The sequence below is a fragment of the Methylobacterium sp. Leaf99 genome, from assembly GCF_001422375.1.
In the GTDB taxonomy this organism is placed as follows: Bacteria; Pseudomonadota; Alphaproteobacteria; order Rhizobiales; family Beijerinckiaceae; genus Methylobacterium.
In genome coordinates this window covers 277109-290349 of record NZ_LMMU01000008.1, presented here as the reverse complement: position 1 = coordinate 290349, position 13241 = coordinate 277109, and the positions used below count along the sequence as shown (strand labels likewise).

Sequence of the window (13241 nt, the reverse complement as noted above, 5' to 3'; positions counted from 1 at the left end):
ATGGCCGTGATCTGCGCCTTCATCCTCAACGCCGGGCTCAACTTCGTCCTCGGCCTGCTCATCGCGAAGCTGCTGGGCCCGGCGGATTTCGGCCTGTTCGCCCTGGCCACCGCCGGCGCCATCGTGGCCAACACCGTCTTGTTCGAGTGGCTGCGCCTGTCGGCAACGCGGTTCTACTCGATGCGCGTCCGCGAACAGGAACCGTGGATCCGCCAGGGCCTCGACCGGGCCTACGCGGTGCTCGGTGCCGTGCTGCTCGCCGCCGCCCTGGTCTGCGCCGGGCTCGGGCTGGAGGCCGGCCCGGAGAGCCGCGCGGCCATCACGGCCGGCGCGGGCATCGCCGCCCTCGGGATCGGCGTGTTCGACTACCACGCGGCCCTGGCCCGGGCCCGCTTCGATGGCGGCCTCTACTTCCGGCTCGTGGCGATCAAGAACATCCTGGCCTTCGTGCTCATGGCCGGGACGGCATGGCTGCTGCCCCAGCCCGCCTGGGTGCTGGCCGCCGCCGGTCTCAGCCAGTTCCTCGCGACCGCGATCCTGTGGCGGCCCATGCGCGATCCGGTGAGCCCGCGCCTGCGCGTGCGCCTCGCCGAAACCTGGCGCCTGTTCCTCGCCTACGGCCTGCCGCTGATCGCCGCCAACGCCATCTACCAGCTGCTGCCGTTCCTCAATCGCGGCACCATCGCGGCCCAGGCCGGACTCGCCGAAGCCGGCTACTTCGCCCTCGCCGCCGACGTCACCACGCGCAGCATCGGGACGCTTGGCACCGCCCTCGACCTTCTGCTGTTTCAGCTTGCCGTGCGGGTGGAGGAGGAGGAGGGCCGTGCGGCCGCCGAGGCCCAGGTCGGACGCAACGTCGGCACCGTGGTGGCCCTGCTGCTGCCCTGCGCCGTCGGGTTCTGGGCGATCCTCCCCGCCCTGCAGGCCCTCGTGGTGCCGGACGCCTATCGCGGTCCGTTCGCGGCCTATGCCGGCCTGATGATCCCCGGCTTCTTTTGCCTCGCGATGATGAACTTCGCCCTCAATCCGATCTTCCAGATCCGCCGCAGGACCCTGCCGGTCATCGCCGCCGCCGTGCTCGGGCTCGCCGTCGATGCCCTCGGCCTGTGGCTCCTGCCGCCGCTCATGGGACCGGAGGGCATCGCTGCGGCACAGACGGCGGGCCTCGCCGCCGCCACCGGTTTCCTGGCGATCCGCGCGCTGACGGGACGGGAGCGCCTCCGCTTGCCGTGGTGGGACCTCCTGGCGGCACTGGTCGCCTGCGCCGCCATGGCCCTGTGCCTCGTGCCCCTGCGCCATCTCGAACCCGTGCGGGCGCTGGCCCTCGGCCTGCCCCTCGGCATCCTCGTCTACGGCGCGTTCACCTGGGCCTTCGATATCGCCGGCCTGCGCAGCCTCGTCGCGACACGGCTCGCCGAGCGGCGCGGCACGGCACCGAAAGCGGCGGAATAGCCCACGCTCGGTGGTGCGGGACCGGATGCAATCGCGAACGATTCTCATTAGGATCGGGGCACAAAATACGAAGACGGACCGGGCGCACCGCCCGGCCAGGGCGGGAAACGATGCGGTCATACGAGCCTCACGACGCGGACGCGGCGGCGGACATCGTCCGGGCGGCCGCCGCCCGGACGGAGCACCTGCGTCTCGTCGGCGGCGGCACCAAGGCCGGAATCGGCCGTCCGGCCCAAAATCCCGCATCCGAGGACGAGGCGACGCTCTCCACCGCTGGGCTCTCGGGCATCACCCTGTACGAGCCGGCCGAGATGGTGGTCTCGGCGCTCGCCGGCACGCCGCTCGCCGAGGTGCAGGCCCTGCTGACCGGGCGCGGCCAGATGCTGCCGTTCGAGCCCATGGACCATCGCCGCCTCATGGGGACGGACGGCACGCCGAGCTTCGGCGCGGTGGCCTCCACCAACACTTCCGGTCCGCGCCGGATCAATGCCGGGGCGGCCCGCGACAGCCTCATCGGCGTGCGCTTCGTCAATGGCCGGGGCGAGATCATCAAATCCGGCGGCCGGGTGATGAAGAACGTCACCGGCCTCGACCTCGTGAAGCTCATGGCCGGCGCCTGGGGCACCCTCGGCCTGCTCACGGAGGTGACGTTCAAGGTCCTGCCCGTGCAGGAGCGGATCTCCACCCTCGTATTCTCCGGCCTCGACGATGCCCGCGCCGTCGCCGCCCTCGCGGCCGCCCTCGGTTCGCCGTTCGAACTGACGGGCGCCGCCCACTTGCCGGCCGGGATCGGCGGACCCGAGGCCCGCACCGCCCTGCGCGTCGAGGGATTTTCGGACTCCGTAGCCTATCGGCTCGGCGAACTGACGACGTTGCTCCGGCGCTTCGGCGCCCCCGAAATCGTCGAGGGTGATACCGGGACCGACCTCTGGACCGGCATCCGCGACGCCGTCCCCCTGGCCGAGCCGGCCGGTGCCGCCATCTGGCGCATCTCCACCGCCCCCACCCACGGCCCCGCCCTGACGGCGTCCATCGCGGCCAAACGGGAGGCCCGCTGGTTCTACGATTGGGGCGGCGGCCTGATCTGGCTCGCCACCGCGGCGGAGGGCGACGCCGGGGCCGCGGCCGTGCGGGCGGCCGTCAAGGCCCAGGGCGGACACGCCACCCTGGTGCGCGCGCCCGATGCCGTGCGCGCCGCCGTGCCGGTGTTCGAGCCCCTGTCGGAACCGCTGATGCGGATCACGGCCGGACTGAAGGCGGCGCACGACCCGGTGGGGGTTTTCAATCCGGGCCGGATGTACGCGGGAATCTGACGGCGCCGCGACACTCTTACCCGCAGGCGCCGGCTATCAAATCGGCGCCTTCCGGGGTTTGGAGTCATTCCAAAGGCTCGGCTTGGCGGTCGTTCCGCCCTAGAGTCCGTTTGAACCGACGGTGCCCGCACGCCCCGGTGTGGAGCGGCCCCGCGAAGGGTGGATTCAGGAACACGCCGTGCAGACCAATTTCAGCCTGACGCAGCTCGCCGATCCCGCCATGGCGGCGTCGGAGAAGATCCTGCGGACCTGCGTTCATTGCGGCTTCTGCACCGCCACCTGCCCGACCTACCTGCTGCTGGGCGACGAACTCGACAGCCCGCGCGGCCGCATCTACCTCATCAAGGACATGCTGGAGGGCAACAAGCCCGCCGTACCGGAGGTGGTCAAGCACGTGGACCGCTGCCTGTCGTGCCTGTCCTGCATGACGACGTGTCCCTCGGGCGTGCACTACATGCACCTCGTCGATCACGCCCGCGCGCATATCGAGGAAACCTACACGCGGCCCTTCGGCGACCGGGCACTCCGCGCCGTGCTCGCCTTCGTGCTGCCCTATCCCAACCGTTTCCGGCTGGCGCTGCTCGGGGCCAAGCTCGGGAGCCCGTTCCGACCTATCGTGGCGCGGGTGCCGGGCCTCGGCAATCGGCTGGCCGCCATGTTGGATCTCGCCCCGGCCGAACTGCCCAACCGCAACCGCACCGACCGGCCCGGCACCTTCCCGGCCGAGACCCGGGCGCTCGAGGCCAGCGCCGCCCTCCAGGGAACCACGGCGCCGGCCCGCATAGGCCGCGTCGCGCTCCTGCGCGGCTGCGCCCAGAGCGTCCTGCGGCCCGACTTCAACGAGGCGGCGATCCGGCTGCTGACCCGCCACGGCGTCGAGGTGGTGCAGGCCAAGGGCGAGGGCTGCTGCGGCGCGCTCACCCACCACATGGGCAAGGCCGAGTCCTCCCATGCCCAGGCCAGGCGCACCATCGACGCCTGGATCGCCGAGATGGACGGTGCCGGCCTCGACGCCATCGTGGTCACCGCGTCCGGCTGCGGCACCACCATCAAAGATTACGGCTTCATGTTCCGCGACGACCCGGCCTACGCGGCGAAGGCCGCGCGGGTGTCGGCCATCGCCAAGGACGTGACCGAGTACGTGGCGAGCCTCGGCCTGATGCCGACCCTCATCGCGAGCGACCTCGTGGTCGCCTACCACTCCGCCTGCTCGATGCAGCACGGCCAGGGCATCCGCACGGAGCCCAAGGCCCTCCTGAAAACGGCTGGCTTCACCGTGAAGGACGTGCCCGAGGGCCACATCTGCTGCGGGTCGGCCGGCACCTACAACATCCTGCAGCCCGAAATCGCGGGCCGGCTGCGCGATCGAAAGGTCGCCAATATCGAGCGCATGCGCCCCGACGTCATCGCCACGGGTAACATCGGCTGTGCGACCCAGATCGGGAAGGGCACCGCCATCCCCATCGTGCACACGGTGGAACTGCTCGATTGGGCCACGGGCGGGCCGAAGCCGGCGGTGCTGACGGCGGCCTGACGCTGGGGCTCACGGATCGAGCTGATAGGTGAGGGGAATCCAGCGGTAGCCGGTCCCCTGCCGCACCACGTAGCCCAGCGACGGGAACGCGGTGTGGTAGGCCGCCACCAGAAGCCCGTCCGTGGCGGCCATGTCGTAGATCGTCCGGCGCGTGGCGGCCCCCCGATCCTTGTCCATGTCGAAGAACGCCTGCCATTCCGGGTGCGCCAGGGAGGCGACCTCTTGATGGGCGCAATCCCCCCAGACCATCATGCGCTGCCCGGCGCTCTCGACGTGAAAGGCGAGGTGTCCCGGCGTATGCCCGAAAGCGGCCAGCGCGGTGATGCCCGGCGCCACCGTGTCACCGGGCTTCACGAAGGTGGTGCGGTCGGCAAGCGGCAGCAGGTGGCTGCGGAAGACCCGGGCCGACTTGTACGCGTTGCTCTCCGGCGGCGCGGACAGGCGAGACTCGTCGCGCCAGAACGCATCCTCGGCCGCGCCGACCACGTAGCGCGCCCTCGGGCAGAGCGGGCGCCCGCCCTCCACGAGGCCGCCGATATGATCGGTATGGCAATGGGTCAGGACGACCACGTCGATGGTCTCCGGTGCGATGCCGGCCCGTGCCAGAAGCCGCGCCAGCTGCCCGCCGGCGGGACGGGGCACGAACCCGACCTCGCCGTTGCCGGTATCGAACAGGACGGTCTCGCGGCCGGTCTGCACGACGGTCGGCGTGAAGCCCGGCTTGAACCGGTTCGGCGGGAGGCGATTCTCCCGCATCAGGGCTTCGACCTCGCCGCGCCCGCGGTCTTCGCCGACGATGGGCCAGGGACCATCGATCATCGCGCTCGCATCGAGCAGGGTCGTCACCGTGAAGGCCCCGAGCCGAACCCGGTGGATCATGGGCGGCACATCGAGCGGGCAAGTCTGCGCCGTCGCGGACCGCGGTACGGCAAGGGCGAGGGCGGATGCCGCGAGGCTGCGGCGGGTGAGATCGATCATGATGGGCATTCCCCCGCCGGTCCGCGTGCGCCAGGATGATCCCGGGCCTCCGGCTTCAGGGCAGGGCTAGCATCGTGACGTAGGGCGGCGCTTGAACGAACCTGCTGCGCCCCACGCGCTCGGCCCGCTCTGGCATGTGGAGGGCGCGCACACCTTGTTCGCCGGGCCGCTGGCGTACAATGCCAGCCACCGGCACGGGGCGCCGGTCTATCTCGCGGGCCTCTACGGGTGCTTCCGGATACGGTTCGACGGCACGGCGTGGATCACCTGCCGGACCGCTTTCGTGCCGGCGGGCTTGGCGCACGAACTCGATTGCGGCGGGGACCCCCTGGCGGTCCTCTACCTCGAACCCGAAGCCTCGCCGCTCGCCCTGATGGGACTCATGCGGGGCGCTACCCCCATCGCCGGGGCCCGCGTCGCGGCAGGGGGCGAGATCGTACCCCTGCGCGCCCTCTACGAGGATCGGGGAGCCTGTGCCTGGGCCGGCGAGGCACTCGCCGATCTTGCGGGCTTCTCCCTCCGACACACGGACGGTTCGCTGGACGGCCGCATCGCCCGGGTCGTGTCGCGCCTGGGGGCCGAACCACAATCCGCACTGTCGGCCGACGCGCTCGCCCGGTCGGTGGGCCTGTCCTCGTCGCGTCTGCAGCACCTCTTCACCCAGGAGATCGGCGTTCCGTTCCGGCGTTATCGCTCCTGGCTCCGCATGCGCCGGGCCATCACCGCCGTCGTCGCGGGGGCGAACTTCACCGGCGCCGCCCACGCGGCGGGCTTCGCCGATCAGGCCCATTTCGCCAACGATTTTCGCAGGACGTTCGGGGCACCGGCCTCGCGGAGCCTCCTGGGCGTTCGCCGATAGGCGGCACCTCAGGATCGCGCCTTCACCTGAACCGCCGCCAGCACGAACACCCGGATCGCAGACGACAGGTTCTGCCCGTCCCGCCCCGCATCGATCTCGCCGATCAGCGCCTGGACCGACCGATTGCGCGCGTCGGCGACCGCGCGAAGGGCATCCCAGAACGGGTCCTCCAGGGACACGCTGGTGCGGTGGCCGGCGATCATCACCGAGCGCTTGGTGATGCCGCCCGTCACGGTTGGCGCTCCTTCACTCGGGGTCCGGCCCCACGAGCTTGTGGCCCTCGTGGCGCGAGACCTCGATGGCCTTCTTGGCCTCGGCCAGGGTCTTCGCCTTTTTCGGCCGGCCGAAGGCGATGCGGTTGTCGGCCGCCTTCGCCTCCTTCGCGCTCCGCGCCTTCGCCTTGCGGGCGTCGCGCAGGTTGATGATCTCCGCCATGCGCGAAAACTTCCGTCAGTCGGCGCTGGGCGCCAGCATGGTCTCCGGGCGCACCACGCGCTCGAACTCCTCGTCCGTGACGTATCCCAGCCGCAGGGCTTCTTCCTTCAGGGTGGTGCCGTTCTTGTGCGCGGTCTTCGCGATCTCGGCGGCCTTGTCGTAGCCGATGGACGGCGCGAGCGCCGTCACCAGCATGAGCGAGCGGCTCATGAGGTCGGCGATGCGGTCCTCGTTGGCCTTGATGCCCACCACGCAATTGTCGGTGAAAGAGATCGCCGCGTCGGCGAGCAGCCGGACCGATTGCAGCACGGCGTTGGCGATGACGGGCTTGAACACGTTGAGCTCGAAATGGCCCTGACTGCCGGCGAAGCTCACGGTGGTGCCGTTGCCGATCACCTGGGCGCAGACCATGGTGAGGGCCTCGCACTGGGTCGGGTTGACCTTGCCGGGCATGATCGACGAGCCGGGCTCGTTCTCGGGCAGCGACAGTTCGCCGAGGCCCGAGCGCGGGCCCGACGCCAGCAGGCGGATGTCCTGGGCGATCTTGAACAGGCCGGCGGCGAGCGCCGACAGCGCTCCTTGCGTGAACACCAGGGCGTCGTGGGTGGCGAGGGCCTCGAACTTGTTCTCGGCCGAGGTGAACGGCAGGCCCGTCAGCTCGGCGACCTTGGCGGCGAACTTTTCCGCGAATTCGGGGTGCGCGTTGAGGCCGGTGCCCACCGCCGTGCCGCCCTGGGCCAGCGCCAGCACGCCCGGCACGGTCGCCTGGACCCGGGCGCTGCCGAGGGCCACCTGCGCGACATACCCTGAGAATTCTTGACCCAGCGACACGGGGGTCGCGTCCTGCAGGTGGGTCCGGCCGATCTTGACGATCCCCGAAAAGGCCTGGGCCTTGGCGTCGAGGGCGTCGTGCAGGTGCCGGAGGGCCGGCATCAGCCGGTCGTTGATCTCGCGCGACACCGCGATGTGCATGGCGGTGGGGAAAACGTCGTTGGAGGACTGACCCCGGTTGCAATGATCGTTGGGATGCACCGGCGACTTGCCACCCCGCTTGCCGCCCAGAAGCTCGTTGGCGAGGCTGGCGATGACCTCGTTGGCGTTCATGTTGGACTGGGTGCCCGACCCGGTCTGCCACACCACAAGGGGAAATTCCTGGTCGTGCTCACCCGAGACCACCTCGGCCGCCGACGCCGCGATGGCCTGGGCCACCTTCGGGTCGAGGCCACCGAGATCCTGGTTCACCAGGGCGGCGGCCTGCTTGACGAGGCCCAGCGCGTGGACGAGGGGCGCGGGCATCCGCTCCGTGCCGATCTTGAAGTTCTGGATCGAGCGCTGCGTCTGAGCCCCCCAGTAGCGATGCGCCGGGACCTCGATGGGTCCGAACGTGTCGGATTCCGTGCGGGTGGCGGGCGTCTCGGTGGGCGACATCGTGGCCTCTTCGTGTGGCTGCGGCGCACCCTACTTAAACCGGGCAGGTCGAAATCGCGATGGCACCGGGTGACGGTGCCTTGGAAGTCTCAACGCTTTTTTGGCGGCCTGCCCCTGACCCAGGAGTGATGACACGCCGATGATGGATGCCGCCGCCCCGTGCCCACCCGATGCGCCCGTGCGCTTCCGCCCGGCCGTGCCGCGCCCCCTGCGCCAGCCGTTGGGTCTCCTCGCCTTCCTCAAGGCGGCGCGGGCCAACCCCATCACCACCTGGCTCGACGAGCATTTCGAGAAGCCCGTCATGGCGGGGGAGGGCGCCATGGGCCGCGTCACCGTGGTGAGCGATCCGGCCCTCATCCGCTACCTCTACGTCGAGAACGCCGCCAACTACCGGAAGGACGACCTCCAGCGACGGGTCCTGGCCCCCGGCCTCGGCAACGGTCTGCTCACGGCGGAGGACGAGGAGTGGAAGCTCCAGCGCCGCACACTGGCACCGATCTTCTCCGCCCGCCACGTCCTAGACTTCGCCGACCCCATGAACGCCGCCGGCGCGCGCATCGCGCGGCGTCTCGCGCGCCGGGACGGGACCACGATCGACGCCGCCCTGGAGATGACCCGCGTCACCCTCGACGTGCTGGAGCGGACCATCTTCACGCAGGGGCTCGCGAGCGATCCGGATGCGCTGGGCCGGGCCATCACGCGGTTTCTGGAAGCCGTCGGCCCCATCGATCCCCTCGACGTGTTCGGCGTGCCGGGCTTCGTGCCGCGCATCGGCCGCCTGCGGGCACGTCCCGCCGTACGGTTCTTCGCCGAGGTGGTGGATGCGCTCATCGACAAGCGCCGGGCCCTGATCGCGGTCGACCGCGCGCCGGCCGACCTCCTGACTCTTCTGTTGGAAGCGCAGGACCCGGAGACCGGCAAGGGTCTCACCGATCTGGAGGTGAAGGCCAACATCGTCACCTTCATCGCCGCCGGACACGAGACCACGGCCAATGCCCTGACCTGGGCGCTCTACTGCCTGTCGCAGGACGACACGGCGCGGGCGCGGATCGAGGCCGAGGTCGATGCCGTACCGGCAGACGGGGGATTCGACGCCGAGGCGCTGCCGTTCACCAGGGCCGTCATGGAGGAAACCATGCGGCTGTTTCCGCCGGTGCCGTTCCTCAGCCGTCAGGCCATCGCCGAGGACCGCATCGGCCGGGTCAAGATCCCGCGCGGGTCACTGGTGATGGTGGCGCCCTACGTGCTCCATCGTCACCGCACCCTGTGGGACGATCCCGCAGCCTTCGTGCCGGACCGCTTCCTGGGTGAGGCGCGCAAGGCGATTCCGCGCTTCGCCTACCTGCCGTTCGGGGCCGGCCCGCGCGTCTGCATCGGTCAGAGCTTCTCCCTGCAGGAGGCGGTGATCGTGCTGGCTCACATCGTCCGGTCCGTGCGCCTGCGCGTGCCGGCGGATCACCCGGCGGTCACGCCCCTGCACCGGGTCACCCTGCGGCCGGAGCACGGCCTGCGCATGGCAGTCGCGCGCCGCGGCTGACCGTCAGCTCTTTTTGCGGAACGCGTCGAGGCTCACGACTTCGGCGCCGGCCTCGGCACCCTCGCCCTCGGCCTTCTTCGATGGCGTCTTGCCGACGGACAGCTTCGCGGCGGGCTTGGCGGCGGGCTTGTCCGCCTGGTCCCCATCGGTGTTGTTCTGGGTCGAAGCGGTCGCCGGCCCGATCTTGGGCACACCGGAGCCGATGGCGGCGAGGCCCGTGCCCTTCGGCTTCAGTTCGCTCGGCTCGGAGGCGGCGCCGCGCGGAGCGGTCTTGCCGGTCGCCAGGGGCGTGGCGTCGTCGTCGACGGCCTCGACGGCTTCCTCCATGCCCTCGGTCAGGTCGAATTTCAGGCCGAACTGGACGGACGGGTCGAAGAATCCGGAGAGCGCGTCGAACGGCACCAGCAGGCGCTCGGGCACGCCGGAGAACGACAGCCCGACCTCGAAGGTGTGCTCGTTGACGCTGAGATCCCAGAACTGGTGCTGGAGCACGATGGTCATGTCCTGCGGGTACTTTTCGCGGAGACGCTGGGACATCCGCACCCCGGGCGCTTCCGTCCGGAAGGACACGTAGAAGTGATGCTCGCCGGCCAGCCCCTCCCGGGCGGCATCGGTGAGCACCTTGCGCACGACGCCGCGCAGGGCATCCTGCACCAGAAGATCGTAGCGGATCAGATCGTCTGCCATCTGCGGTCGCTTATACCCGGTGCCTGGCCGCCGTCGCACGCCCTAGGGCGCACCGGGGTCGGATGAAAATCGAGCGGAGTGCCGTTGCCGGCCGTCTCCGGTAGTGCCCGAACGACCTCGACCTTCCGCCGGAACCCGCAGCCTGTCCAGCCCGCATGCGATGCGTCCAAAGGCCCGTGGTTCTGTCGGAAAGTGCCGGGTACCGTCTCGGGATCGGAGCATTCCGCCGATGCGGAAATGCGCGTCACCGTCACCGGCGCATCGGGCAGTCCCGTGAACATAGAGAGAGTCCGGTCGCTTTTGAAGCCCGATCCGAGGGTCCCTTCCGAACGTGACGGTCCGGATATGACCGGGCGGTGGGTCGCGGCCGTGCGAGTCGCGCGCGCCCTGGCCGGCATGGTGCTCCGCGCCGTTCTGCTTCTCGGCGCGGCGAGCGTCGTCGCCCTGGTGATCGTCCGTGTCGGGGCCGACTGGCTCGACGGCCTCGATCCGTTCTCGGCCGCCGGACGCAGCCCCTTGCGTCCACGCCAGTTCGCCGCCCGCGAACTCGCCCTCGACGGGGTGCGCCAGGGAATCCTCGCGCTCTTCGTCCTCGCCGCCGCCCGCTGGACCAATGGACCCTCATGGCGACAGGCCCTGGCCCTGACGGCTCCGCGTGACACCACCCTGTCGCGGCGCACCTTCGCGTGGCTCCTCGTGGCGTGGCCCGTCGTCCACATCGCCTGGGTCACGGGCACGGGCGCCGCGTTCGGTGCGCCCGTGGCCCGCAACGCCACCCTTTCGCCGACCCTCCAGGCCGGCGGCGTCATCCTGTGGCTCGCCACCGTCGTCGCCCTGGCGCCCGTGGCCGAGGAACTGCTGATGCGCGGCTTCGTCTTCGCCCGGGGCCTGCGGGGTGCCGGCCCCACCCTCACCATCCTGACCACCGCTGCGCTGTTTGCCGGCGCGCACATCAACGGCTTCGGCCTCGCCCGGCCGGTCTCGCTCCTGCCGCTCGCCCTGATGCTTGGCTGGCTGCGCTGGCACGGGGGACGCCTGTGGCCCTGCATCGTGCTCCACGCCTGGAGCAACCTCGCCATGATCGCCTGGGTGCTCTGGCCCGAGGGGTGAGGATCGTTAGGGACAACCGCGACCGGGAGCGCCCACGACCTCGCCTCGCCGCCACCGACGCGTTATTCACGAAGGACAGCCGGAGCCGCGATGCACGCCTACCATCAGCTTCTCGAACGCATCCTCTCGGAGGGCGTCCGCAAGGATGACCGCACGGGGACGGGCACCCTCTCGGTGTTCGGCCACCAGATGCGGTTCGATCTGGCCGCCGGCTTCCCCCTGGTGACGACGAAGCAGCTGCACCTGCGCTCCATCATCCACGAATTGCTGTGGTTCCTCACGGGCGATACCAACGTGCGGGCACTCCAGGCCAACGGCGTCACCATCTGGGACGAGTGGGCCGACGCGGAGGGCGACCTCGGCCCGGTCTACGGCCGGCAATGGCGCTCGTGGGCCAAGCCCGACGGCGGCAGCGTCGATCAGATCGCCTGGGTGCTCGACGAGATCCGCCGCAACCCGGATTCGCGCCGCCTCGTCGTCTCGGCCTGGAACCCGGCCGACCTCGACCGGATGGCGCTCGCCCCGTGCCATTGCCTGTTCCAGTTCTACGTCGCCGAGGGCCGGCTGTCGTGCCAACTCTACCAGCGCTCGGCCGACGTGTTCCTCGGCGTGCCGTTCAATATCGCCAGCTACGCCCTGCTGACGGCGATGATCGCACAGGTCACGGGACTGACGCCCGGCGACTTCGTCCATACCCTGGGGGACGCACACCTCTACGTGAACCACCTCGATCAGGCCCGCCTCCAGCTCACCCGCGAGGAACGCCCCCTGCCGCGTCTCGCGTTGAACCCGGCCGTCACGTCCCTGTTCGACTTCCGTTTTGAGGACATCGCCATCGAGGGCTACGCGCCGCACCCCGCCATCCGCGCGCCGGTGGCGGTCTGAAAAAATTGATTAGGCCACTCGCTTCGTGAAGGGGAGCAATATCTGCTCTTCCTGAGAATCAATGCGACGCTGTAAATCACCTTGCAAACTTTCGGGGTAACTATCTGTATTCATGAATTTATTATTAACATAGAATTCCGTTATATCTCGGTTGCGAGTATATTTGATTTTTTTCTCCATGACGCAAATTCGAAATGGAAACTCATCCTGATCTGAAGCGGGATATGTGTTTTCCTGCACAATATCCCACTCGCGCCGGTCGAACTTATTTCGAAAAAAGGCATCACCGCCCTGAAATTGGTGAAAAACCTCTGTGAGATAGATTTTAGTGAACATCGACGTGAAAACTTTATAGATTTGCGCACCGCCAATCACAAATATCTCGGTTCTTGCACCCAAAATTGAGAATAGATCTGCAATATACAGAGCATTCTCGGGCGTATTCACCCAAATCGTGCCATCTGCCAACCCTGATTTTTCGGTAGAAAGTATAATATTGGTTCGATTCGGAAGCGGCCTTCCTAAAGATTCAAAGGTTTTTCTTCCCATAATTACAGCATTACCCTGCGTGACAGAGCGAAAAAATTTCATGTCTGTCTTGAGTTTCCAAGGCAACTGATTTTCGCAGCCGATTACCCCACCGGGACTGCTGCGAGCCACGATATAGGATATCGACGGCATTGGACGTTCAATCGGCTTCATTGCTCAAGTTTCATTGTTAAGCTGCGATTAAATTCGCTTGCCGGTTTCTCGTGTACGATGGCTGCAAACGGTTAAGTTTGAGTGGAGGACGACATGATGCGGGACCGGACGAAACGTCTCTGGCGCATTGGACCTTTAGCCTATCACCGCACCTCAAACACGATTCCAAGCTGATCACCAGAGAGGCCAAGCCACACCCCGGTTCGTGATCGTTCGTTGGTTCGCTGGATAGGGAGGTATGTTGGGCAAGAGCGGTATGTCGCTGTTGCCATTCTCCCTCGCGATGCCCAACTGGCAATCTTGACAGGGCCATGCGTGGTC

General features: G+C 68.5%; 13 protein-coding genes. 7 read left to right on the top strand and 6 right to left on the bottom strand.

Features of this window, described 5'->3' with window-relative positions; genetic code table 11:
• From ASF28_RS16360 to ASF28_RS16350, 3 genes are all read left to right on the top strand, one after another.
• Positions 1-1452, top strand: a complete 1452-nt coding sequence (locus ASF28_RS16360) for a lipopolysaccharide biosynthesis protein (RefSeq protein ID WP_056094902.1) — start codon at positions 1-3, stop codon at positions 1450-1452.
• Positions 1453-1562: 110 nt separating this feature from the next.
• Entirely contained in the window at positions 1563-2765 is a 1203-nt protein-coding gene (locus ASF28_RS16355) for an FAD-binding protein (RefSeq protein ID WP_056094899.1), read from the top strand.
• A 178-nt stretch (positions 2766-2943) separates the two neighbouring features.
• Positions 2944-4299 (top strand): heterodisulfide reductase-related iron-sulfur binding cluster, encoded by a 1356-nt coding sequence (locus ASF28_RS16350; protein ID WP_056094896.1) that lies wholly within the window; start codon positions 2944-2946, stop codon positions 4297-4299.
• Positions 4300-4308: 9 nt separating this feature from the next.
• Here ASF28_RS16350 and ASF28_RS16345 read toward each other — a convergent pair whose 3' ends face one another.
• A complete protein-coding gene (locus tag ASF28_RS16345; RefSeq protein WP_056094894.1) occupies positions 4309-5286 on the bottom strand; it encodes an MBL fold metallo-hydrolase in 978 nt (325 codons plus the stop codon).
• 82 nt (positions 5287-5368) lie between these two features.
• Here ASF28_RS16345 and ASF28_RS16340 point away from each other — a divergent pair, with 82 nt between their 5' ends.
• Positions 5369-6136 carry a helix-turn-helix domain-containing protein gene (locus ASF28_RS16340; RefSeq protein WP_056094889.1) on the top strand — a complete coding sequence of 256 codons (768 nt, stop codon included), beginning with the start codon at positions 5369-5371 and terminating at the stop codon, positions 6134-6136.
• Between the two features lie 8 nt (positions 6137-6144).
• Here ASF28_RS16340 and ASF28_RS16335 read toward each other — a convergent pair whose 3' ends face one another.
• From ASF28_RS16335 to fumC, 3 genes are read right to left on the bottom strand one after another with little or no spacing between them, the layout of a single operon-like run.
• Positions 6145-6369 carry a ribbon-helix-helix domain-containing protein gene (locus ASF28_RS16335; protein ID WP_056094886.1) on the bottom strand — a complete coding sequence of 75 codons (225 nt, stop codon included), beginning with the start codon at positions 6367-6369 and terminating at the stop codon, positions 6145-6147.
• A gap of 13 nt (positions 6370-6382) precedes the next feature.
• A complete protein-coding gene (locus ASF28_RS16330) occupies positions 6383-6571 on the bottom strand; it encodes a DUF4169 family protein (RefSeq protein WP_056094882.1) in 189 nt (62 codons plus the stop codon).
• Between the two features lie 15 nt (positions 6572-6586).
• Positions 6587-7999: a class II fumarate hydratase gene (gene fumC / locus ASF28_RS16325; RefSeq protein WP_056094879.1), complete on the bottom strand. Its 1413-nt coding sequence runs from the start codon at positions 7997-7999 to the stop codon at positions 6587-6589.
• Positions 8000-8138: 139 nt separating this feature from the next.
• Here fumC and ASF28_RS16320 point away from each other — a divergent pair, with 139 nt between their 5' ends.
• Positions 8139-9536, top strand: coding sequence for a cytochrome P450 (locus ASF28_RS16320; RefSeq protein ID WP_056094877.1), 1398 nt, complete (start codon positions 8139-8141; stop codon positions 9534-9536).
• Positions 9537-9539: 3 nt separating this feature from the next.
• Here the strand turns inward: ASF28_RS16320 and ASF28_RS16315 are convergent, their stop codons facing one another.
• A complete protein-coding gene (locus ASF28_RS16315; RefSeq protein ID WP_056094874.1) occupies positions 9540-10223 on the bottom strand; it encodes an SspB family protein in 684 nt (227 codons plus the stop codon).
• A gap of 369 nt (positions 10224-10592) precedes the next feature.
• Here ASF28_RS16315 and ASF28_RS16310 point away from each other — a divergent pair, with 369 nt between their 5' ends.
• Entirely contained in the window at positions 10593-11333 is a 741-nt protein-coding gene (locus ASF28_RS16310) for a CPBP family intramembrane glutamic endopeptidase (protein WP_244475051.1), read from the top strand.
• Positions 11334-11423: 90 nt separating this feature from the next.
• Complete coding sequence (locus ASF28_RS16305; RefSeq protein WP_056094871.1) at positions 11424-12218, top strand: thymidylate synthase; 795 nt, start codon at positions 11424-11426, stop codon at positions 12216-12218.
• A gap of 9 nt (positions 12219-12227) precedes the next feature.
• Here the strand turns inward: ASF28_RS16305 and ASF28_RS21945 are convergent, their stop codons facing one another.
• On the bottom strand, positions 12228-12920 hold the full coding sequence (locus tag ASF28_RS21945; protein WP_082476609.1) for a dihydrofolate reductase: 693 nt from the start codon (positions 12918-12920) through the stop codon (positions 12228-12230).
• Positions 12921-13241 lie beyond the last annotated feature (321 nt).